This window comes from Psychrobium sp. 1_MG-2023 (assembly GCF_030689115.1).
In the GTDB taxonomy this organism is placed as follows: Bacteria; Pseudomonadota; Gammaproteobacteria; order Enterobacterales; family Psychrobiaceae; genus Psychrobium.
Map to the genome: position 1 here is coordinate 86,979 of NZ_JAUYVJ010000008.1, position 24,949 is coordinate 111,927.

Sequence of the window (24,949 nt, forward strand, 5' to 3'; positions counted from 1 at the left end):
GTTATCGCTAATAAAAATATTAGTCTTATTTAGCGCTTAATACACTTTTAGAAAATCGCTGTTGCTGTGCCATCGGCATCTTTGCACGACATTCTTGAATTAATTGGGGATTCAAAGGAGCCGCTATGAAGCCAACGCCAGAGGCGAGTTCATCACAAACCTCCCCCCAAGGGCTCACAATCATCGAGTGTCCCCATGTTTCACGGCCATTTTGGTGCAGACCACTTTGGTTAGCAGCAATCATAAAACACTGATTTTCAACGGCCCTAGCTCGTACTAGTAACTCCCAATGCGCTTGGCCTGTCGGCTTGGTAAATGCACTGGGTAATACAATAATATCAGCCTGCTGCTCGGCCATTGCCTTGAATAAGGCACTAAAGCGTAGATCATAGCATACTGCTAGGCCAATTCGTCCAATTGGCGTTTCAACAACACAGATATCTCGACCAGGATGTGTATTGTCAGACTCACGATAGCTACCAAAGCCATCGGCAACATCAACATCAAACAAATGAATTTTATTATATTGAGCTAATATCTTCCCTTGAGGAGAAATCAATAAACTCGCTGCAAAATGACGACCATCAGGCGCTTTAATCGCGATGGTTCCAGCAACCAAATAGACCTTAAATTTTTCTGCCAATTGACAAAGAGCTTGCTGCATTGGTCCAATGCCTGCTTCTTCGGCGATTGCTTTCACATCCGAATCACGCTTAGCAAACATTAAACAGCACTCGGGAAGAACAACAACTATGTCCTTTTCAGGGTATTGCTTACGTAGCGCCTCAAACTGTTGCTCAATAATTGCAAGGTTTTCATCAACCTTGACACCAGAGGTCAACTGAATGGCAACTAGTAGCGCTTGATCATTGTCGGGTATTTCCAACAAGCTCGCCTGTGAGTTTGACATCTAACTTTTCCTTTAGACTAGGAGCAAGTTGATTATGTGCTCCTTGCGGCGGCTCCGCTTCTTCAGCGGCAGCGGGTTTAGGTAATATATGCTCAGGAACACGGTATTTCTTTTGCTGACGATTAACTTCAATAAATTCTGGTGTAGCAACCGTACCCGATAGCTTAAAATTAACTTGAGATACAACGTCGACAATAGGTTCCAATACTTTAGTGAGTGCAAAAGCTAAAATAAAGACTTGAGGTGTACTGGTTACAACCCCTGCAATAACAGGTATGTTAGAAATAAGGCGTGGTGAAAACGTAATATAATAATCAAGATCAGTCGTCACTAAATTTATCGAACCAATAACATCAACATCACCAGCAATGGCATCCATATAGGCGTTTCTAGTCACAGCCACGCCATCTTCAATCTGAAAGCTACCTTCGAAATAATTAAAGAAAATTCCCTCGACAAAAACGTCTCTAAAATCTAGTAACAACTTACGGCGTAGCGAATCTAAACTAAACAACGAGAAGATTCGTGCCCCTTTATCACTCACCTCAGCAATATGGCCTTCGCCAAAGCGCCATTTGAAATCCCCATTAAGTGAAGCGATATCCGGGCTATATAAATTCCCTCGCCAAGTCACATCAATATCGGCCACGGCATCACTGTCTTTAATACTCGAAGAATAATTAAAAATACCTAATGTGGCTTCAAGGTTATCACTAGCCAGCGAGCCTGTGACGCGAGTAAACTCACCTTGTTCATCAAAGCCCCAGATCGCATCTGCTTTGAGTGTCGTTCGCTGGGCATTAACCAGAAAGTCTTTTACTTCTACCCCTTGTGGGTGAGGTTGAGTGCGAAAACTCACTTGCCCTAAATTTGAATCAGTGAAACTACATTGTTTACATTTAAATAACAGAGGCGGTAGCGCTTGCAAAGATGCAACCGTAGCTTGCTTAGATTCCTTATCTTGCGAATCCGCAAGCGCTAGGCGCTCAAAATCAACTTCAATACCTCGCTGCTTAAAGTCATCGTATAGTTTAATTTGACCTTGTGCTTGCTCACTAACTACATCAATTGCCCAGTGTTCGAGCTCCTTCACCCCAGACAAAGTAACCGACTCTAATGTTTGCCCAAACACTTGAAGCTCTTTTACTTGAGCTGAAATGTGATGCAGGGGCGGAATAATCCCCCCATCGCTTTGGCCCTGCTCAATATTGCTAATGAAGGTTAGCCATTCATCAAGAGCTAAGGTATCTAGATCAACTTTGATCGATAACCCCTGTTCCCTTAAGGTATCTTTCACTTGAAAACCACGGCCAACGAGCAAACTAACATCAGGTAATACAAAGCCATTTTCACCAATTTCAAACTGCGCTAATACCTCGGCACGAGAACCTAAAGCCATGTTAAATTGGCCACCGCTTAAGGTACCTGTCGTTGATACTAACAAGTCCTCTTGTTGCGAGACATACTTATCTAAGGGTTTCGGTAACTTGAGTTCTAACCCTGTCATTGGAGATTTAAAGTTAGCCTGATAATGTACATCCCCCTCAGTCACCTTAAGTGTCACGCGCCCAAGCCAATCAAGTTCACCTGCGATATATTTATCTAGATACTGACGCCATTGTTCTGGGACTTTTTCGCTGTGCCACTTAGCCGCCAAATCAATTGCAATACCGTAATCATTACCAAGCGGCTTAGTTTTTATGTCAAGTTTTACAGGCTGCTCAAATAATTGCCCCGTAATGGTATTGGCAACGACTTCGCCACCGTTAAACTCAACAGTACCGCGAAGTCTATGTACATCAAGGTCCATAGCTTTGATATTTAGATTGTTATTTCGAAGCTTCACATGCCCCGTAACACTAGGATCTCCGCCGTCAAATGGAACATCTATGTCAACCCTAGTGTGAATGCGACCACTCACATCAAGGTGCGACAGCACGGGACTTAATACTTCATCAATTGGAGATTGGGCGACAAATTTTTTGATTCGAGATTGCCCCTGATTAACATTAACGCCGACGTTAACTGAGGCAGCATTTAATAAGTCATCGATGGCCACCGTTACTTTGTCAAACGCAAGGTTATTAACACGCCCGCTATGACCTGTAATCAGCATCGCTTCATTCTTAAAATGAAGATCAAGTTTAGCCCGACTGACCGGTGACCAATCAGGTGCGAATTGAAATTGGGCTTGTTCAACTTTGGCTAATACTTCAAAGGTTCCACGATGATGCTGGTAGGGGAAATGCCCCAGCTCACCTTGCCACAATAAGCTAACTTCTTTTGCCTTACCGCGTTGAATGCCTTCTTCAAGATAAGACGTTAGCCCTTCTCCAAGTAACTGTTGAGGTAAATAATACTGAACCGATGTTAAGTTATGTACACTCGCTTCCCCATAAAGGGATAACACTGGCCCACTCTGTGGGGCTAAGGTCACTTGCCATGCTGATTCTAAAGTAAGATGATTATTATTGAATGTTAGTCGATCCGAACCAAACCAGAAACGTTCAGTATCCCCGCCCCAAAATAGCGTCGTGTTAAAATCTTTCACAGACATTGGTTGACTAAAAACGTCACCGAAGTTTAGTGCACTATCGTTAATTGATAAGTCCGCTTTCCCTTCTAATCCAACACCAGAAAATTGACCATATAACCCATTAACTTGCGGAATACCTTTGGCTAGTTGTTGCGAATAATTGGCTATTTGACCTTGATAATACCATTGACTGTTCTGCTGCTGGAATTTGAACTCGGTAATCTTTCCTTGTGGTGATAGCTCCATCGCTAGTTGCTGCTGTGCTAGCTCACTTGCAGAGAGTAATCCGACGAGGTTATCAAACAGGCTAATATCAATTTGGCTCAGTTGACCACTGACTAACCCTCGTTGCTGATTTAAATATAAATCAACAGGATTTAATGCTTGCCCGTTTAAGGTAAGTTCGAGAGCTTCAGCCTCAAGTATCCAACCATCTCGGTATGATAACCATTGAACTTGATCTTGGCCTAAACTCAATCGTTGTGGTAGCTCATTACTAGACCAAGCTAGCTCGTTATCACCTAGTCGTAATATCATAGAATCGAGTTGGCTCGCAGAAAAGTCTGCCCATAACTCAAAGCTAGCTTGCGCTTGTGCTTGATGATCTAACTGGGGCAATAATACTTTTAAATCATCTAACCATTGCCATTGATTAGCTTTAATGTACACCCTACCGTAGAGTTGCTCTTGTGTTTTACCTCGAAGGTCAACAATAGCATTTACAACTTCATTATGCCCTGATGCACTCGTCATCGACAACTGTAACTGACGCTGCTCATCAACACTCAACCAAGTTAATTTAGCAAACTCTATTGGCGGTAAAACACCATAGCTTGAATCAAATGCGATCGTCGCCTCAGAAATGGCTAACTCTTGAACAAGATCTATCAATAAAGGGAAGGGATCGAAAACCTCTTCGCCCTCTTCAGGCTCATTTGTGGGTGGGAATGTACCTAATAATAAATGTGGTTTATCTAATTCAATGACACTAAATCGTGGTGAAAAAGCTCGTATTGAGGCGACTAAATCAAAGTGAAGCGTCAATTGTTTTACTTGTAAGTTAAAACCTAATTGTTCTTTATTATTGAACCCAACATCTTCTAAAACAAGTTTGGGGCCACCACCTTTCCAGTGTCCTGAGACTTGACCAATATCGAGGTGTATTTGATGGTGCTGCTCAAGGTAAGCTGAAATCTGAGGTTGATATTGATTTAAATAAGGTAATGAGCCACGAATAGCACTTACTGCTAATGCCGTAAGTACAAGAACTGCAAGGCCAAGCATCCACAGCTTAGCCATACAGTGTTGCGCTATTCGAGAAAGTTTACTCACTACATCATCACCACGTCATATTTCTCATGACCATATTGAGGTTCAGGCTGAATCTTCACTTCTTTATCAATAAATAATTCTAAGTCAGCCAGATGATGTGTTTCCTCATTAAGTAACGAGTCGCACACTTGCTCTGACGCATAAACTACAAAACGATCGGCGGCATGAGCGCGATCAACCCTGATAATCTCTCTGAAGATTTCATAACAAATACTTTCAGTCGTTTTCAGCGAACCTCGCCCCTTACAACTTGGACACTCTTTACATAAAACATGTTCCAAGCTTTCGCGAGTTCGCTTGCGAGTCATTTCAACTAGGCCAAGGCTGGAAAACTTGCTAACGTTAGTGCGAACACGATCTTTTTCTAACGCTGCTTCCAAGCTACTTAGAACACGACGTCGATGTTCTTCTTGTTCCATATCAATAAAATCAATAATGATAATTCCGCCTAAATTACGTAGGCGTAACTGTCTTGCGATAGCTTTAGTCGCTTCTAAATTTGTACTAAAAATCGTATCTTCTAGGTTACGATGACCAACAAAGGCCCCAGTATTAATGTCGATCGTCGTCATCGCTTCAGTTTGATCGATGATTAAATAACCGCCAGACTTTAATTCAACCTTACGCTCTAATGCACGACGTATTTCATTCTCGACTTGATAGCAATCAAAAATTGGGCGCTCGCCAGGGTAATATTCCAACTTATCATAAAGTTCAGGAACAAACTCTTGAGTAAATTCATTGAGTAGCTCAAAGGTTAATTTAGAGTCAACACGAATACGTTCAAGGTTTGTTCCAACAAAATCACGTAACAAGCGTAATGATAGACTCAAGTCTTCATACAATAATGCACTTGTTTTAGAACGCTGACGTCGTTCAATGATTTTTGCCCACAGACGTTTTAAAAATGCAGCATCTTGTTCAAGTTCATGCTCACCAATCCCTTCAGCAGCGGTGCGAATAATATAGCTACCTTGATCATGCGTGTATTTAGAGACAACATTTTTTAATCGATTACGGTCTTTTGCATTCTCAATTCGCTGTGATACTCCAACGTGTTTTGCTCCTGGCATAAAGACTAGGTATCGAGAAGGTAAAGTAATATCGGTGGTTAAACGTGCCCCTTTTGTGCTGATAGGATCTTTAATCACTTGAACAGTCAGAAACTGCCCTTGTTTAGCTAAAGTCGTAATATCTGGCACCTTTTGATTAGTCTCTTCTTCGCCCTCACGGCGAACGACAATATCAGATGCGTGTAAAAACGCGGCTTTATCTAAGCCAATATCAACAAATGCGGCCTGCATTCCAGGTAAAACCCGACTAATTTTTCCTTTATAAATATTACCAACAATGCCTTTTTTATCTAAACGTTCAATGTGTACTTCTTGTAACGTTCCGTCTTCCACCAGCGCAACCCGTGTTTCACTCGGGGTCACATTGATCAATAACTCAGCAGCAATATTCTTTGTAACATTAGTCATGTTTACTCTCTTATACTGTTATCTTTGATTCGCAACCAAAGCACGATTAACCAATCGCTGTGTTTCCATCAAAGGCAGTCCAACCACGGCGAAATAGCTGCCATTAATATTCTCGATGAACTGACCTGCGATGCCCTGAATGCCATAGCCACCAGCTTTATCAGCGGGTTCACCCGTTAGCCAATAATCATTTGCTTCTTGAATACTGATTTCCCTGAAAGAGACGTCAGTTATGACAACCTCACTGATCAATCGTTCATCCTTGGCAATAGCAATTGCAGTCATCACTTGATGGGTTCTATTAGATAATAATAACAGCATTCTCACTGCATCTGCCTGATTTTTAGGCTTACCTAAGATTTCTTGATCGATAACAACAATGGTATCGGCACCTAAAACTCCAGCACTGTCTGGACATGGTTCATTATGCTGAACTAGCTGTTGAAAACCCGCTTGGGCTTTTTCAATCGCTAAACGACGAACATAATCTAAGGCCTGTTCATTTTGCTGGGGCGTCTCATCAACTTCACTATCAATTAACTCAAATTCAATGCCAAGCTGCCCAAGTAATTCTCGCCGTCTCGGAGATTTAGATGCTAGGTAAAGGTGCGGTACATTATTCAATTTTTTTTCCACTTAAGTTACAGACCAATGGCGTCGCGTTTTACGCAACATAAAAAAGATCCATGGCCACACAATCAATGAAGTTATTACCGATAAATAATAACCACCATGAGAAACGGCCCCAACAAACCAAGAAGTTAGGAGATAGTTGACGAATTGATACACCAATGACAATAACGCCATAATTATTGCCTGTTGCCATACAGAGAAGCTTCTAACGCGTTGAAAATTATGAGTCAACGTTGCGCAGACCAAAACAAATGATAAAGCATTGACCCCTAGGTTAGCGCCCCACAGTAAATCTAAGACTAGTCCAGCTAGCCATGCACTACCAATATTAAATCGGTGAGGCAGTGCCACGCACCAATAAAAGCTAATTAATAGCAACCAGTTAGGTCTGAAGTCATCTAGAAATGGTGGCAAAGGCATGACTTGTAAAAAAGCAGCACAAAAGACACTAGACCAAATAACTACCAATGACCCCATTGAACCAGAGCGCATTACTGCTCCTTTATCGTATGACTAGCGGAAGCATCATCACTTGCATTGCTAACTTCAACGGTTGGTTGGTTTGGCCATAGTAATAATAAATAACGGACACGATCTAACTGTGCAATAGGCTCAACTTGAATTGTTGAGTAAATCTCACTACCACGATTAGCAATACCGGACACTCGAGCAACCGGATAACCTTCAGGAAATACCCCTCCAAGGCCCGACGTTACTAGCAAGTCACCAATTTTTATATCAGTACTTTTAGTAACAAACTGCAACTCTAACTGGTGTAAATCACCCGTCCCTTCGCCAATTAAGCGTACATCATTGCGCTGGTTTCGTAATGGGATAGCATGGCTATTATCCGCAATCAGTAAGATACGGCTATTAAACTGGCTAACTTCTACCACCTGACCAACCACACCATCTTCATCAACCACTGGCTGGCCAATAAAAACACCATCCACAGACCCTTTATTAATCATGACATGAAGGCGAAATGGATCGGTATCAACTGCTTGCACCCGAGCGATGAGTTTGCGTTGTGTAGGTTGTACTGGCGAACCTAACAATGCTCGTAAGCGCTTATTTTCTTGCTCTAAATGCTTTAATTTAAGTAGTCGATCCGCCACTAGTAATTCATGACGTCGTAATTGTTCATTTTCCGCAATTAGCGTGCTGCGTGATTTAACATTAGAAGAAACAACATCAAGGGCTTCAATAGGAGCATTCGCAAGGTACTGAAGAGGGCTAAGCAATGTCGTTAAGTAGACACGATAAGGGGTCATTCGCTCAGTACTCAAGATAAGTACTGAAGAAATGATAATAAAGATAAGTAATCTAATACTGGTTGGGAAGCGCCGTGAAAAGATCGTCTTCATGATAACTCCCCAAGCCAAGATTCACTTGGGGTAACGCTTTTACTCATAAGTAAAAAGGTCACCGCCATGCATATCAATCATTTCGAGTGCCTTACCGCCACCACGAGCAACACAGGTTAATGGATCATCAGCAACAACGACTGGAATACCTGTTTCTTCCATAATTAAACGATCGAGATCGCGTAATAATGCGCCACCACCGGTTAACACCATCCCGCGCTCTGAAATATCAGAGGCTAGTTCTGGAGGTGATTGCTCAAGCGCTGTCATGACCGCACTGACAATCCCAGTTAATGGCTCTTGTAACGCTTCAAGGATTTCATTGCTGTTAAGACTAAAGCTACGAGGTACACCCTCAGCTAAATTACGACCACGAACCTCAATTTCACGTAGCTCATCACCAGGGTAAGCAGAACCAATCTCGTGCTTAATACGTTCAGCAGTCGCCTCACCAATTAAGCTACCAAAATTTCGGCGTACATAGTTAATGATTGCATCGTCAAACTTATCACCACCGATACGAACTGAGCTTGAGTAAACAACACCATTTAATGAAATGATCGCAACTTCGGTTGTACCACCACCAATATCGATCACCATTGAACCTGTAGCTTCTGATACTGGCATACCAGCACCAATTGCTGCGGCCATAGGCTCGTCAATTAAATACACATCGCGCGCACCTGCGCCTTCAGCAGACTCTTTAATTGCACGACGCTCGACTTGGGTAGAACCACAAGGCACACATACTAATACGCGAGGGCTTGGACGCAATACATTATTGTTGTGTACTTGCTTGATAAAATATTGCAGCATTTTTTCGGTAACATGGAAGTCTGCAATAACGCCATCTTTCATTGGGCGAATCGCTTTAATATTTCCTGGCGTACGACCTAACATACGTTTAGCGTCTGTACCTACCGCAGCAACACGGCGTGTTCCGTTACCACGATCTTCTTGAATTGCCACAACCGAAGGTTCATCTAATACGATACCTTGGTCACGTACGTAAATAAGGGTATTTGCAGTACCAAGATCTATTGAAAGATCATTTGAGAATAGCCCACGTAGCTTTTTAAACATCGATCATGCCTGATTTAATTTGAGAATGAGAAAACCCGACAACTGTACCAATCACACAAAGTTTAAACAAGCAATCTACTCACTGTTTTTACAATTAATGTTACAAAAATTCGAGTTTTAGTAAAAAACAATATGTAAGACATAAAAAATGAAGTTTTTACACTAATATCAGCCTTAACTTATTGAACTTCTCGCCAGTAAATGACCCTATCATTACCTCGATAACGACCAAATGTAATTAATGCCTGAGGGTTTCTATCATAGGCGCTACCGCCCTGCCAGTTATATCGGAGCCAGCTTGGCACATTAAACTCAATACTGACTTCTCCTTCTTGATTACTCGCAGGCAGTGTCAGACTAGTTTTCCCATCCATGATACCAATCAAGGTATTACTAAATGAACTCTCATCTAAGTCACCCAAACTGTTGGGTGTTAAATCAAAGTCCGATTCACGATAACTCCCGCAATCATGATCGGTATTGATTACAAATTTATCGCCATCCCAGTATTGATACTCAACAGGCACCGAGATATCAGCATCTTCAGGCCCAAAGGCATTACGTAACATGACTCGCCCGAAGCGAATTTCTGGCACGACAGGCGATAACGTCGGTAATGTGCCATTAATTGTTACCCCATCACTATCAATAAGCTGAGTAAACGTTAAATCAAGAGTGCCGGAAAATGGCGCGACCTTTGCGTTTGCGTTTTTATCATAAGTGAAATGGTCATTCGTTGAGAGTTGATATTTGTGTTGTCCAAACTGTGGCACACCACTAAGCGTTAACTCACTCAACGTTCCTGTGGCAATATTACCTGAAATAGTCACTTCATTGGCACCATCTGCACCAAGCTGTGTACGGTCTTGACTCGGCACAGCAACGTCAAAGGAAGCTGTAGTCAGTTTATTGAAATCGCCTCTGTAATTTTGCGTTAGATTTCCTGCTGTATTTTTAGCGGCAACAATAACATGAGGAGACTCACTGCTATCATAAGTTAGAATGCCATCCCCCGTTGTGGTCTGTGCACCAGTATAACTATAGCTAAAACACTGTGAAGTAAAGCGCCCGTCTGTTGCAGTAATCTCAAAATGACTCGGAACGAATCGTCCGATATTCTCAAGGTGGCCAGTGATATTTCCTTGCCCTAAATAATCACGATCTTGTAACTGAACATCCAGACCAATAATTCCAACTTCATCAAAAATTAGATTTGATGTCGCCGTAGAGCTAGAAAACGCAGGCACAGCAGGCGTGGCTATTAAACGGCCAAGGTTAGCATTGGCACCCGAAGGCTTAAGCAACCGATGACTCAATGCCAACTGATCAATGTTGAAGTTACCTACACTAGGGTTACTCGCTACATTAACACCAATATCCGCCTGCCCATCAACATTCGTGTCTTGTCCTGCAACCCAGCCAATCGGCGTAACTGTTACACCGAAACTCTCTCCTGCGTTTTTGTATTTCGTGCCATTATGATCATTGGCAAAACTATCAGTAAGGTCATTTAATACGACCTCCAAACCAAATGGTTTTACCACATAACTATTTGAAGTTGTCTCTAAAGTTTTGGTCAAACCGTCAGCTAGTGGGAGCACTTTCTTCACTGCAAGCGATAATTTTGCTGCGTCGGGATATTGCATATTAAAGTAGGCTCGCGAGTCAGCATCAAACTCTAATTTTAATTGATTATACGAGGTCGATAAATGTTGCGTCGCAACGGTTAAACCATCATTACCAGATAAGGTGACAGAACTTGCTGCTGGACAAGATGGGTTACCGCCCCCTTCAATCACGCAATTGTATTTAAAGTCGAGTTCCACCTGCTGATTTTCAGCGAACACACCGACACAAGCTGCTTCAGGCGTAGCTCCTTTTGTTAACGCTTGGACAGATAAGTTCTGCGCATTAAATTCTTCATTCGACGGTTTTGCCGATATCTGTGTATTTATATGATCAAACACGAAACCAGTATCAACAAAGTTTATCTGACAACTGGTTGGGTTTAATGCGCTGTCAGCGTAGCACTTCACAGGGGCATCTAAGGACTTAGCGCTCAGTCCTAGAGTGGCAATACCGGGAGCATTTCTAGCCAGCTTAAGATGCTTTGAAGAGGTGAAATTTATATCTTTACCATCACGCCAGCCAGTGATAGGTTCGAGTGTAACGTCTAATGCCTGAGAAGGTAATAACGTGCTACAGCTCGCGTCAACACAGGCTTTGAGAGTTACATCACTCGCTTGGCAAGTTAAACCTTGAGCAGCAAACTCAAAGCGATAGTGATCCAGTGCCGCACTACAACTTTTAGCACTACCATCCCAGTTGTTACCCGCAAACGTGTTAGTATATATCTTTTGAATCTGCTCTTGCGACAGGGCAAAATCAAATACTACAAGCTCATCTAATAAACCTGCTAATCCCTTTAATCCAGTGTGCGAACTATTTTCTCCTAGGTATATTGCCATATCACTATGTTCAGTATCACCTTCCAAAACATGTTCAGGTGAAGGACTATCTTTAACCCCATTCACATAAACGACTAAATTGTGGCCTTGTTTTACAATACTCAAGTGATACCATTGATCATTAAGCACTAAGCTGTCGAGCGTACTATAAAAGTGTTCTAAATGGTTTGCCGCAGTAGAGACTTGGTTATAGACCCTCAAGCTATCATTATTATGTCTCTCTAACATTATGGATGGCGTAAGGTAGTAGCTACTATTTCGCTCTTTCGAAAAGATGGTGAACTTTCCAGTTCCGTTTATAGAACTTGGCTTCACCCAAAAATTTACAGTGTAATCAGCATTGTTTTTCCCTAGCTCTAACTCTGGTGAATTGGCTATTTCAATGTGATTGTTACCATTAAGATCAGCAGCATAACATTTATCTTTATAGCCCACCGCCGAAAATACATCATGGGCTGTACCGTGATTTCCATAGGCACTACTATCAATCACTGAGCTCTGATCAAACCATGCGGCTTGATCAAAACGCATATCTAATACTGGCTCTAATACTTTACTTGCACAAGACTTCTCCGTGCCATCCCAGTTGTTACCTTCTTTGTTATGACGATAAATTTTTTCTATTTGAGAAGCTGACAAAGCGCCGCGAAAAATAACTAGCTCATCAACATACCCTTCCCAGTCTTGGCTTGCCACAAAATCAAAAGGGTTAGAATCACCATCTTTATAATCATCTATTTCTTGACCGATAAATAACCCGCCGTCTGCAACCGATAACAGTGGAGAATTAGTTAAAGTGTCACACCTCACAAGAACACCATCAATAAATAAACAATGCTCTCCCTCTCGCCTACGCCATGTATAGTGATGCCATTGACCATCACGAGGGTTGCTAGGAACCCAAAGTCGTTTATAAATGTTCTTTATATGCGGATCGAAATAGTTGGGCTGACTAAAAAAAGCAAGGACTTCATTGTGCTGACTGCCTGAGTCACTGCCTGAAATAAATGTTTGAGCAACGTCCACATCACTCTGCGTTTTCCCCCACCATGAAATAGTAAAGTCGGATGTACGATCAAGTGCCTGATGATTCAATTCAATATAATCGGAAGTGCCGTTAGCTGTTAAATCACTTGCATAACACTGACCAGAAACGCCTTCAACCGATGGCGCATTAACCACATTGGCATCAAAACCATTCACAGTCGCATCCTCAACGATGCCATTCCCGCCCTCAAGTTGCTCATCAAAACGTAAATCGACTACCGGTGATATCACACAACTTCGTGGTTCACCGTCCCATGTTTTTCCTTCAAGGGTGTTAATACGGATAAGGTCAATAGTAGGTTGTTCCAAAACATAATCAAAAATTAATAACTCATCAAGTAAGCCAACCCAACTTTGATTTTTATCAAAACTACCACCTAGAGTATCTGCTTCTTGCCCTAATAATAAACCACCAAGTGACGCTTTAATTTCTCCGCCATTAATATCATCGACACAACCCTGCAATTGCCCATCGAGGTAAAAGCAACTTTTCTTTTCAGATTCATCCCTGGTCCACACTAATTGGTGCCATTGTTCATCTGCAACATCAAGCTCCTCATCAAGTCGTGTCGATGATTGAAAACTCGCATTTTTTATTGTCGGCCAAAATTGATGTTCGCCATCACTATCATAATCAAGAAAAAACACCGCTTGATTTGCTGCTAACCCAGTACTTTCTGAGCCTGTTGCTTGTTTGGCAACAGATAAGATTGTTAAGTCATGCCTTATTGTCGTTTTCCCCCACACCATGAAAGTGAAATCCTTTAAGCCATTAACCGCGTTATGGTTAATTGAAATATAGTCATCAATATCACCTGCAGTTAAATTAGCAGCACGACAAAAAGGGCTGGCAACAGGAAGCGTGTCAAAAGGTGTACCGTGATAATTGTTACCACTGCTATCAATCACTGAATTAGGACCACTCCACGACTCTTCATCAAAGCGCATATCGAGCAACGGCTGTGGTAATACCTCAGGTAATAAACAAGGTTGAATTTCGGTCATCACACTACCAACTTCAGCCTCAGTAGCCACCCCAGTAAAAAACCTAACTTCGTCAATTTCTCCTTTAAAGTAATTATTGTTGATTTTATTACCACCAATCAAAACTTTATTATTAGCATTTAACGAGTTTTTATTATCAATGACTAAGCTGCTGTCTTTGACTCCATTAATGAACAAAGACACTTGTCCAGTTAACTTACTCCTAGATATAGCCACATGGCTCCAAACGTTTAAGGGAATAGTTTGCAAGCTAGTAATAATTTTATCCCCAGTGTCAGACCCAGTCATAAACGCTAACCGATTCCCACCATTAATAAAAACACCTGAAAAGGTAAAATCATTGTAACTTAAAGCAGAGTCTGCCCAAAAAATTGGAGAACCAAGATAAGGAAGAGCAGTGCTATTAAAATCAGACGTTGGGCGGATCCAAGCAGCCAGAGTAAAGCTGTCACCAATAGTGTTATCCACTTCAATAAAGTCATTTGCACCATCAAATGAACCATAACCACAGGTCCCCGGATTCCCATTGTTAACAGGATTAGCAAAGGCAGGCGATACACCATTATATGACTGACCATGATTACTACCGATAGTATCAATCACCGAATCCCCCCCCCCCCAAGCAGCCTCATCAAAATGCCATTTTGATTTTAAGGTTATTGACTCATTAATAATTTGGGGGGTGAGGGATAAGTATTCAGTGGCAACAATGCTATAATTGCCTGAGCCACGCTTCCAAGCTAGTTGAGAAACAGCGTTACCTGTGCGTTCATAGTATTCCATAACAATAGGATAGCTAACACCCGCCTCAAGTGTTATTGGTGAATTGATACTAAAATCATCTCTTGCTGCATGGTTTGTCCAGTTATTGATAACTCTATTATTATTTACCCATAACCTAACGCCGTCATCACTTGTTGTTCTAAACGTATAACCACCCGACACACTAGGCGTAACAAAACCACTCCAACGTACAATAAAGTTATTTGTTACTACCTGACCATTATTCCTTAATAAATTAGCAGGTCCGCCCTCAGCCCAGTTAAAGTCTACCTTTGCATCTACTCGTTCAAGATCTGCTGCTCTATTTGGAAATAGAGAATAGTTCCCGTTGTTTCGCTTCCAATATTCTGCTTTTAATCCGTTTGTTACAGCTTTAGCCGGTAACGATAGAAGTAAGGACATCAAAATTAAAAATAAATAGGTACTAAGTTTTATCATAAAAAGCCTTGAATATTGTTACTTAGCAAGAAGGAATAACTCATGAATTATAGTTACTTATGACGTGCATCAACAGCCACACTTCGCTGCACCACAAACTCTCCCGCACTACAGCTCGCTTCACTGGTAATTCGAAAATGGGTATACCCCGTCTCGACCACAGAAAACTCATTACAGGTTAAGTTAATTGAGCAACCACTAAACCCTGTAATATCAGGCATGTTGTAACTTGGGGTTGCTAAACTGCAACTCGGTGTAACACCGGGGCCTAACACTTCATTGAGTGCACGTTCAACGCCACTGTTCGCGGCATTAAATGCTCTTGCACCATACACTTCATACACCATACTTCGGCTACTATCACTTGATATTTGAACGATCGCTAAGCCTAAAAACGCTAAAACAATAATCACAAATAGTGCAATCACTAGCATACTCCCTTGCTGCTTAAGCAAGCGAGGGTGATGTTGAATACTTCTTTTAGGGAACATTAACAACATGCACCTCATTATATAACTCTAGCACTTCATCTTCGTAGCTAAATTCAAAGTTTAATTGCACCACGGCATTACGAACCAGTGTGGCATCAAGTAAGGTAAATGGCGTTACATTCGATTGCCCTTTGGCCATTAACACTCCCGTCACTGATGGCGGTACAGGTTGCGCCACCGCCGGAGAGTACCCCTGATATCGCATCACTCTTTCATTGTTTACCTGACAATAAGAAACAGGCTCCTCAACAATGAAATACCGCTCTGTCGGTGACTCCTTTAAAAAACGCACTGAATTTTCCAACGTTAACGTGATGACATTATCCGTACTTGTTGGGATAGATTTAATATCAAAAATTTTACCGCTGGTACCACTAGAGCTACTGTAGATATCTGCCGCTCTAAGTGGATAAACGATTATTTTTGGGCTGGGCCAAGTTGCGGTTATTTGACTATTCACCACTGTCACTTGATCAGACGCAGCTTCTGGCGCAACTGGAATATCGACATAACTCGAGCTGGCAACAATCGGCATAAACTCAACACATTTTCCATCATTTGATACTCTGACGCTATTAGGTAATGCACTACGTAACTCTCGCGTTAACCGCTCAATCAAAAAACGGCTATCACTAATTTGACGATCTCGCCCTGCGGTATCTTGATAAACCTCAAAACCAAAACGGACAAAAGAAGTAGTACCGACACCAACAATCGCTAACACGATAATGACGATGATAAGCTCAATTAACGAAAACCCCCGCTGTTTACACTGTGTCATCAAAAATTACCTCGATAACTGGCAAAGGAAAGTACATCATCATTAGGTAAGGTGACATCAATCATAATCAATTTTACATTAGTTGCCGTGACTGATGCAGCATCTTTAACACCGTCATAATCATTATCGTAGAACACTTCGACTTTAAGTGAGTAGTTAACATAAAGATCATCATATTTAAGGCTAGAAGAAAGCATCGTGCCTGTAATTTTAAAATCATGATAATCATCAACATCATTATAGGCATCACGAGACTCACCATCACTACCTAAGTCACCAGATGCAGTACACAAGACACCTGATTCACCACAACGCGTCAATCCTAAGCCCGGATTGGAATTTTCATCAAATGCTTTACCCCTAATTTCATTAAGCAAGGTATTCGCTAATTTAGTAGCACGAATTTCAAAGATAGGATCAACACTACGTTGCACCTGTGGAAAAATAAGCCCAGTTAATAGCGTCATCGCAATTGCAAAAGCAACAATGCCAATAATTAGTTCAACTAAGGTAAAACCACGGTTAATTTTTAGTATTTGTTGGTTATAGCGCATGAACAAACCCCTGTGACTCGATTGTCACGGTTAAGGTTTCATCTCCAACTATATCAACACTACAGCCACTACACAGACCTGTATTATCGGTCGTTGCTAACCCTTGGGAACTAAAATGAAGATAAAACGGGTAAGTCACACTACCAACGGTGGGTTTGATTACCACATCACCTAAGGCAATTCGCCGTTCACTACTTGGTAACGAGCCACAAGTGGCATCGGTATTTGGCTCGATACCAAAATATTCTGTCGTCACGACTAAACGCTTACAGACACCACGTTGGTTCATCGCTTGAAGTTGTAATAAACGAAGCTGTGCTAAAAATTGGTCACGTATCGCATAATGAGCGACTTCAGATTGGGTAAAAAAACGCGGCACAATACTCACTGACAGTACTCCAACGATTAGAATAACTAAGATCAGCTCGACGATAGAGAATGCCGATTGTCGTTTCATTGCTAACGATTCCACCCTGATGAATTATCAGACCAACACAAAGTCAGTCTCGCCAAGTATTATTACCATCATAGCAAGGAGTTAGCCTGCAAATAAACCTCTTTATTCAGACAAAAAAAAGTGCCACCTAGATAACTAGGTGACACTTTCTCAAATTAACAATTAACGATTAAGCGTTAACGAATTTTTCGCCTAGCTCGATATCACCTTTAAGTGTATCAAGCGCACCATTTAATGCGTCAGCTTCAAAGTCAGTTAGGTCACCGTAGCTTAATACTTCTTCTACGCCGTTTTTACCTAAACGTACAGGCTGTGCGAAGAAACGAGCTTTCTCACCAGGACCTTCAACGTAAGTACACTCAACAACACCTTCTTCGCCGTTAAGGGCACGAACAAGAGATAGACCAAAGCGAGCAGCCGCTTGACCCATAGAAAGTGTAGCAGAACCGCCACCCGCTTTAGCTTCAACAACTTCAGTACCAGCGTTTTGGATACGAGTTGTTAATGCTGCAGTTTCTTCAGCTGTGAACTCAGAACCAGACTGAGATAATAGAGGAAGAATTGTCACACCAGAGTGACCACCGATTACTGGCACTTCAACATCAGCTGGGTTTAAACCTTTAGCTTCAGCAACGAACGTATTAGCACGGATAACGTCTAGTGTAGTAACACCGAATAGACGCGCAGGATCGTAAACACCTTTCTCTTTTAATACTTCAGCAGCGATAGCAACTGTCGTGTTAACTGGGTTAGTGATAATACCGATTAGGGCTTTAGGACAAGTGTCAGCACATACAGCAACTAGGTTCTTAACGATACCAGCATTGATGTTGAAAAGATCTGAACGGTCCATACCAGGCTTACGAGCAACACCAGCAGAGATAAGAACAACGTCAGCACCTTCAAGTGCTGGTGCTGAATCTTCACCGCCAAAACCAGTTACTTTTACATCTGTTGGGATGTGGCTAAGGTCAGCAGCAACACCTGGAGTTACAGGAGCAATATCATATAAAGATAATTCAGAACCCGCTGGTAATTGAGTTTTTAATAATAAACCTAGTGCTTGGCCGATACCGCCAGCTGCGCCTAATACTGCAACTTTCATAACTTTCTCCCTCAGAGATTAATAATAAATTTAGGATAGCTCCCATTCCTCTTACTTTAATCTTAAAAACGCCAGATGACTATCAGACTAAAGACGAGATTAATAGGTAGAAATCATCACATCATAATGTGAACTAGCCCATAAAAATTCCGCCAAAGTATACCCTAATTTTGACGCTAAGCCATACCTCAATAAAACAAACGTTTTAGTGACAGACTTATTTGAGGTTTACAATCACAAGATGAGAATGATTTTCAACCGTATTATGGTACTAACTATGCAGGAGTATAAAGGCTAAAATGTTTTATGCAAACAAATAAATAAATATTGAATAATTTTAGATTTTTATGCAAAATAGTGAATAGTATCTTTAATAATAAAAATAACTGGAACAGCATGAGAAGTTCGCAAAAACAAGACCAATTAATCAAAGCCTTTAAAGCGCTATTAAAAGAAGAACGTTTTGGATCACAAGGCGATATTGTTCTTGCATTACAAGAGATTGGTTTCGAAAGTATTAATCAATCAAAAGTATCCCGTATGCTAAGCAAATTCGGCGCAGTTCGCACTCGCAACGCTAAACAAGAAATGGTTTATTGTTTACCTGCCGAGCTAGGTGTCCCTACGACAAGTAGTCCCCTTAAGAACCTTGTTATCGATCTTGACCATAATAACTCATTGATCGTGATTCGTACTAGCCCAGGTGCCGCGCAATTAATTGCTCGCTTACTCGACTCTATCGGTAAGACCGAAGGTATCCTCGGCACCATTGCCGGTGATGATACTATTTTTATCGCGCCAGCCCAAGTCAGTGAGATAGATAAAACGTTAAACACGATTAAAGAATTATTTAACGTCAGTCTTTAACGTAACTCCCCAACGATAGCAGCCCGTCATTGATGGGCTTTTTTATTTAAAAAACTCATTGAAGGGGCAAAGAAAGCCGCCCCTGTGACAGCCTGTGTATATTTCAACAAATGATCATAATGCCCATTATTGTCACCTACGATCATACTGCGAAGCATCAACTCAAAATTAAGCGGCGTATGGCAACAAGAAATAAAAAACAACCCTTGCTCTTTCATATCTCCGTAAGGCATCGACTGACGTAATATCTCTAACGATTTACCCTGATTATCTTTGAGACTGGTGCGTCTAATATGTGACGTTTTAGGTTTATTAAACGATGAATACTCATGGTTCTCCTGTTTGGTTCGACCAATAATATCCTCCTGCTTTTTCACCTTTAGATTATTCCACTTCTTTAGGTCATGCTGATAACGCTGAATATGGATATAACTGCCGCCACGGAACTCTTTATCGTCATCGCTCACTAGCGCCACTTCTTGCCGATGTAGCCCTTTCGGGTTTTCAGTGCCATCAACAAAACCAGTTAAATCACGATTGTCTAAATAGCGAAAGCTTTTAAGCTCTTCAACCAAATTTGCCAAATCTTCAAACATTAAGCAAATCTCATGACTTACCATATAGTTAATATCTTGGCGGTCACAACGAATTTGAATGAACAGATCGAACGGACATGCAGGTGCATGACGATCGCCATGGGTTAACGAAGGAAAAGGTCTGAGTAAAGCAGGGCGAGAGTCGGGGTATAATGCATCCCAGTAATTTGCACCGACAGCAATAAAAGCGGAAAAGGCAACATCACTATAAAGTTCGGTCATTTCATCAAGGTAATGACTAACCTCACTTAACTGAGCACGAATTGCATGCTCTTGACCTTCTACACAATCAAACAGCAAATATTGTCCGTGTAAATTCCCTTCCGCACAAATACCCGCTTGCTCTCTTGCCATGGTGACGCCCCGTCTTATGTTTGAATAATCGAATATTCTATCTTATCAAGCAAGAATAGGAAAAGTCCTGCTAAATATTTTATCTACCCAGCCATATTAAAAGTAACTAATGCATGCTCTTCGACACCAACATCAAGTGATTGCCCCACAACAAATTCCTCATTGCTGTGTACTTCTAATGCTAACGCAGTATCTTTTTCATCACGTACTCGATACACCCAATGGCTTCCACTAAAAAAACAATGTTCTACTTTGAAATCGCCACCTTGTTGGTGAGATAATTTTAGCTGTTCAGGACGTAGCATCACTGTGCAATGGTGCTCACGCATAGTTTTATCATCAATGACAATATCACCAAGGCGTGTCATCACTCGCTCACCATTGACGCCATTAATTTTAATGTAATTAGCCTTACCCATAAAGTTTGCTACATAAGGAGACGCAGGATTTTGATATAGCGTTTGTGCTGTTCCAATCTGCTCAATTTTCCCTTGATTAAAAATAGCGAGTTTATCAGCGAAAGCAAAAGCTTCGTCTTTACTATGAGTAACAAACACTGCTGGGACTTGCTGCTGCTTTAAAATTTGACGGATCTCAATCATTATCTCGCCACGAGACTGACTATCGATATTAGAAAATGGCTCATCCAATAACATTAAATCAGGTTGATAAGCTAACGCCCTAGCAATGGCCACACGTTGCTGCTGCCCACCGGATAATTGGTGCGGATAGCGCTGTGCAAAGTCCGTAAGTTTCACAAGACTGAGCATCGATGAAATACGCTGTTGCTGTTCCTGCTTAGACAGTTTTCCTAAACCAAAGGCAATGTTTTTTTCTACAGTTAAGTGAGGAAACAGTGCATAATCTTGAAAAATCATTCCCACATTACGGTGTTCACTAGGAAGCATCACTTTAGATGAACTAACCAACTTATCACCTAAATAGATCTCTCCCGCACTCACCGCCTGCAGACCAGCAATACTACGTAACAATGTTGTCTTTCCACAACCGCTTGGTCCTAACAAAGCTAATATTTCATTCTTGTCTAATGCCAATGATAACTCGCTGATCACCGATTGATCGTTATAATCACAAGCCAAGTTATTAATAGTTAACTGAGTCATTATTGCGCTTTCTCCAAAGAGCGGTTTAAGAAAATTAACGGAATTAAGCCGACTAAGACGATAACAATGGCGGCTAGGGCACCATGCTCTAATTGCTCATCAGATACAAATTGATAAACGTATGTCGCGAGGGTTTCATAATCAAATGGGCGTAGTAATAATGCCGCTGGCAACTCTTTCATCGATTCAATAAACACCAATAATGCCGCTGCAAAGCACCCTTTTCGCACAAGAGGTAAATGAACTTTAAATAACATCTTTAATGGTGACATACCTAAGGTAACACTCACCATATCAATGGATGGCGTGACTTTATTTAAACTCGATTCAACTGAGCCTATGGCTATGGCTGAGAAGCGCACCACATAACCTGCAACAATGGCGAATAAAGTACCGGATAATATTAAGCCTGGACCTTCTTTACCAAAGTATTCCCATAGATCATTAATAGCATGGTCAAAAAGACTTAGTGGGATCAACACCCCAATTGCTAGGACAGTGCCCGGTAATGCATAACCAGAACTGGCAATTTTAGAAGGCACAGAGCTCGACTTATGTTGAGATAATCGTTTAAAGAAGCTTAATAAAATGCCTATTGCAACACAGATAAAAGAAACAATAACCGCTAATGAAAAGCTATTGATGCTGTATTGAATAAACTCATCGTTCCACGACTGCTCAAAATAATCAATAGCCATGTCAATCAACAATATAAACGGCAAACCAAACGCTAACATAAATATTGAGATACAAAGGCCCGTTGCAGCATACGCTTTAACGCCAGTTAGCTGATAACGATTAATCTGCTCCTGACCGGTTGTTCGTTGATAGTTTTTCTGTTGACTTCGGCCAAAACGCTCAAGCGAGATTAAGACAAACAAACAGGCTAACATCAGGGCTGATAATCTTGCGGCAGCAGCCAAACTGCCATAGCCTACCCACGTGTCATAAACGGCAGTGGTTAACGTCGGCACAGCAAAATAATGCACAACCGCAAAATCGGCTAATGTTTCCATAGCAACCAACGCTACGGATACAGCAATGGCAGGACGAGCGAGTGGTAACGACACTCGATAAAAGCTTTGCCATGCAGAACAACCGAGCATTCGGGCAGACTGTAACAAGGACTGAGATTGCTCTAAAAACGAGGTACGAGCCAATAAAAAAACATACGGAAATAATACGAGGGTTAACATAACGATTGCACCATTGACGGTGCGAACATCAAAGAACCAATAATCCTGAGCGTTTTTCCAGCCAAAGAGTTCACGCAAACTGCTTTGAATAGGCCCGGCGTATTCCAACAGATCGGTATAAATAAAAGCAACCACATACGAGGGCATCGCTAACGGTAACAATAGCGCCCACACAAACACACCGCGCATTGGGAATTGGCACATCGCGACTAACCATGCCAAGGGCACACCAATCAGCATGGAAAGAAAAGCAACACCAAATACAACCAGAAAGGTATTAATGAGATATTGTGGCAAAACCGTTTGCCACAAATGACTAAACACCGCTTGGTCATCACCAAACGATTGCCAGACAATTGCCATTAACGGCATGAAGATTAATAATGACAAAAGCCAGCTAAAAGCTGGCCATTTTTTATTTAACTGAATAAACATTGTTTATAGAAATACTTTCACCAAACATCCACCATAGATGATGGTGAAATAAAAAATATTATAGATCAAATTTCACTTGATCTAATAGCTTAAGTGCTAGCTTACGATTTTCAGCAATTTTATTCATCGCTAATTTATCGGCGCTAAAATCACCCCAAGACGCTACTAATGTCGATGGTTTAACCGCAGTATTAACCGGGTATTCCATATTCACTTCAGCGTAAATGTGTTGAGCTTGCTCACCTGTTAAATATTCCATTAACTGGATTGTCGCGTCTTTATTACGGCTATATTTAGTTAGTGCCATGCCACTCACGTTAATATGGGCACCGCGATCTTGTTGGTTCGGAAATAAAATATGTACCGAATCGGCCGCAGGCTTTTGCTTTGGATCGCTAACCATCTTACCAAAATAGTAACTATTACCTAAGGCAATGTCACACTGACCTTGGTCAATCGCTTTAATTTGGCCACGGTCATTAGCTTGTGGTTTACGTGCTAAGTTGCCTTTAAAACCTGTTAGCCATGTTTTAGCACCTTCATAACCATGATGCTCAATCATCGAAGCAATTAATGCCACAGTATACGGGTGCTTGCCACTGCGAGTACAGATTTTACCACTAAATTTTTTGTCCGCTAAGTCTTCGTAACTAATCGCAATATTTCCAACACGCGCTTTAGAGGCAAAAATGTTACGAACTCGAGTCGTTAAAGCAAACCACTCATTGCCATCATCACGAAGGTGCTGAGGAATATTTTTATTGATAACGCTGCTATTGACCGGTTGTACCAAACCTTTATCTTCGAGTTCCATGAGGCGGCTGATGTCAGTGGTTAACACTAAATCGGCTTTGGTATACTTACCTTCACGCTCTAAACGCTCAGCTAAGCCTTTTTTAGCAAAAACGACATTAACTTTAATACCTGTATCTTTAGTGAATTGCTCAACGACAGGGTCGATTAGAAATGATTGACGGTAAGAATAAATATTAACCTGCTCCGCACTAGCGGCGACCGAGGTAGCTAAAGACATTGCACCAGCAATGATTGCGATGATTGATTTCATACTTCTCTCTAAATAATAACTATTATCATTTCAGCCATTATAGTGAACTATCAGTGACTAGCAAGAGCTAATCACAAATAGTTAACAATTTATTGATGTAACCCCACACGGACAATTAGATTAGTGGCATTAATGAACGCTCATTGCGAGGCGCGTAATATTGTTGATAATTAAAAGATATTAAAACCTTGGTTGCACGTCCGATAATCTCATCGCGAGGTACAAAGCCATAAACACGTGAATCTGCACTATCCTGTCGATTATCACCTAACACTAGATATTTATCCTGTGGTACAACGACCTCACCAAAAGAGTCTAACTCTGTCACACCTTGGCTATAAACCTGTATCTCATGATCTAAGTTAGGTAGCTGTTCTGTTAACTGCAATATATCAGCATCCTCACCAACAACCCCGTAGCTGACAGCTTGACCGTTGATTATTAACCGATTATTAATTAACGCCACCTTATCACCGGGCTCACCAATGACTCGCTTCACCATGCGGCTTTCAGCTGCCGCTGATTCAAATACAACAATCTCGCCACGCTTGGGCTCATTTAGGCGCACTAATGAATGATTTATGAAAGGGACTTTGACATCATAGGCGAGTTTATCAATGACAATTTGATCACCTGGAATAATCGTTGGCAACATCGAACCTGTCGGGACACTGTTATAATCCGCTACAGCACTTCTAAATACACTCATTAATAATATAAATAGAAGAAAACCTCGATTCTCTTTAATGGTTTTTTTTAGTTTATTCATCTTAGTCCCTAACTTAACAAACAGTATATTTGGTAAGTTAGGGGGCTAAATAATTGAAAAGTTCAATAAGC

Annotated in this window: 19 protein-coding genes; 1 reads left to right on the top strand and 18 read right to left on the bottom strand. The window is 41.4% G+C overall.

From position 1 onward, the window contains the following. Window positions 1-25: 25 nt before the first annotated feature. The 13 genes from Q8W26_RS06090 to mdh form a co-directional block, all read right to left on the bottom strand. Entirely contained in the window at window positions 26-910 is an 885-nt protein-coding gene (locus tag Q8W26_RS06090; RefSeq protein WP_101214309.1) for a carbon-nitrogen hydrolase family protein, read from the bottom strand. Continuing rightward, window positions 867-4,778 carry a YhdP family protein gene (locus Q8W26_RS06095; protein WP_153071492.1) on the bottom strand — a complete coding sequence of 1,304 codons (3,912 nt, stop codon included), beginning with the start codon at window positions 4,776-4,778 and terminating at the stop codon, window positions 867-869. The genes Q8W26_RS06090 and Q8W26_RS06095 overlap by 44 nt, the downstream gene beginning before the upstream one ends. Beyond that, the gene (gene rng, locus Q8W26_RS06100; RefSeq protein ID WP_101214447.1) at window positions 4,778-6,238 is read right to left on the bottom strand and encodes a ribonuclease G; all 1,461 of its coding nucleotides are present in this window, start codon (window positions 6,236-6,238) and stop codon (window positions 4,778-4,780) included. Before rng ends, Q8W26_RS06095 begins: the two co-directional genes overlap by 1 nt. Before the next feature lie 39 nt (window positions 6,239-6,277). Beyond that, window positions 6,278-6,883, bottom strand: a complete 606-nt coding sequence (locus Q8W26_RS06105) for a nucleoside triphosphate pyrophosphatase (protein ID WP_101214448.1) — start codon at window positions 6,881-6,883, stop codon at window positions 6,278-6,280. Window positions 6,884-6,895: 12 nt separating this feature from the next. After that, entirely contained in the window at window positions 6,896-7,384 is a 489-nt protein-coding gene (mreD, locus tag Q8W26_RS06110) for a rod shape-determining protein MreD (RefSeq protein ID WP_101214311.1), read from the bottom strand. After that, complete coding sequence (mreC, locus tag Q8W26_RS06115; protein ID WP_101214312.1) at window positions 7,384-8,259, bottom strand: rod shape-determining protein MreC; 876 nt, start codon at window positions 8,257-8,259, stop codon at window positions 7,384-7,386. The genes mreD and mreC overlap by 1 nt, the downstream gene beginning before the upstream one ends. Window positions 8,260-8,298: 39 nt before the next feature. Further along, a complete protein-coding gene (locus Q8W26_RS06120; protein ID WP_101214313.1) occupies window positions 8,299-9,342 on the bottom strand; it encodes a rod shape-determining protein in 1,044 nt (347 codons plus the stop codon). A gap of 179 nt (window positions 9,343-9,521) precedes the next feature. Next, window positions 9,522-15,083: a DUF6701 domain-containing protein gene (locus Q8W26_RS06125; RefSeq protein ID WP_101214314.1), complete on the bottom strand. Its 5,562-nt coding sequence runs from the start codon at window positions 15,081-15,083 to the stop codon at window positions 9,522-9,524. A 53-nt stretch (window positions 15,084-15,136) separates the two neighbouring features. Further along, a complete protein-coding gene (locus Q8W26_RS06130) occupies window positions 15,137-15,574 on the bottom strand; it encodes a type II secretory pathway protein (protein ID WP_153071493.1) in 438 nt (145 codons plus the stop codon). Next, the gene (locus Q8W26_RS06135) at window positions 15,564-16,355 is read right to left on the bottom strand and encodes a prepilin-type N-terminal cleavage/methylation domain-containing protein (protein ID WP_101214316.1); all 792 of its coding nucleotides are present in this window, start codon (window positions 16,353-16,355) and stop codon (window positions 15,564-15,566) included. Before Q8W26_RS06135 ends, Q8W26_RS06130 begins: the two co-directional genes overlap by 11 nt. Continuing rightward, window positions 16,355-16,909: a prepilin-type N-terminal cleavage/methylation domain-containing protein gene (locus tag Q8W26_RS06140; protein WP_101214317.1), complete on the bottom strand. Its 555-nt coding sequence runs from the start codon at window positions 16,907-16,909 to the stop codon at window positions 16,355-16,357. Before Q8W26_RS06140 ends, Q8W26_RS06135 begins: the two co-directional genes overlap by 1 nt. Then, window positions 16,899-17,366 (bottom strand): type II secretion system protein, encoded by a 468-nt coding sequence (locus tag Q8W26_RS06145; protein ID WP_101214318.1) that lies wholly within the window; start codon window positions 17,364-17,366, stop codon window positions 16,899-16,901. Before Q8W26_RS06145 ends, Q8W26_RS06140 begins: the two co-directional genes overlap by 11 nt. A gap of 169 nt (window positions 17,367-17,535) precedes the next feature. Further along, window positions 17,536-18,471: a malate dehydrogenase gene (gene mdh / locus Q8W26_RS06150; protein WP_101214319.1), complete on the bottom strand. Its 936-nt coding sequence runs from the start codon at window positions 18,469-18,471 to the stop codon at window positions 17,536-17,538. A 396-nt stretch (window positions 18,472-18,867) separates the two neighbouring features. Between mdh and argR the strand changes: the two genes are divergently transcribed. After that, entirely contained in the window at window positions 18,868-19,338 is a 471-nt protein-coding gene (argR, locus tag Q8W26_RS06155; RefSeq protein WP_101214320.1) for a transcriptional regulator ArgR, read from the top strand. 26 nt (window positions 19,339-19,364) lie between these two features. Here the strand turns inward: argR and Q8W26_RS06160 are convergent, their stop codons facing one another. The 5 genes from Q8W26_RS06160 to lepB form a co-directional block, all read right to left on the bottom strand. After that, window positions 19,365-20,288, bottom strand: a complete 924-nt coding sequence (locus tag Q8W26_RS06160; protein WP_101214321.1) for a Dyp-type peroxidase — start codon at window positions 20,286-20,288, stop codon at window positions 19,365-19,367. 83 nt (window positions 20,289-20,371) lie between these two features. Beyond that, complete coding sequence (locus Q8W26_RS06165) at window positions 20,372-21,415, bottom strand: ABC transporter ATP-binding protein (protein ID WP_370694267.1); 1,044 nt, start codon at window positions 21,413-21,415, stop codon at window positions 20,372-20,374. Beyond that, window positions 21,412-23,043: an iron ABC transporter permease gene (locus Q8W26_RS06170; protein WP_305472731.1), complete on the bottom strand. Its 1,632-nt coding sequence runs from the start codon at window positions 23,041-23,043 to the stop codon at window positions 21,412-21,414. The genes Q8W26_RS06165 and Q8W26_RS06170 overlap by 4 nt, the downstream gene beginning before the upstream one ends. A 58-nt stretch (window positions 23,044-23,101) precedes the next feature. After that, complete coding sequence (locus tag Q8W26_RS06175) at window positions 23,102-24,109, bottom strand: extracellular solute-binding protein (protein ID WP_101214324.1); 1,008 nt, start codon at window positions 24,107-24,109, stop codon at window positions 23,102-23,104. A 115-nt stretch (window positions 24,110-24,224) separates the two neighbouring features. Then, window positions 24,225-24,878, bottom strand: coding sequence for a signal peptidase I (gene lepB, locus Q8W26_RS06180; protein ID WP_305472733.1), 654 nt, complete (start codon window positions 24,876-24,878; stop codon window positions 24,225-24,227). Between the last annotated feature and the right edge of the window lie 71 nt (window positions 24,879-24,949).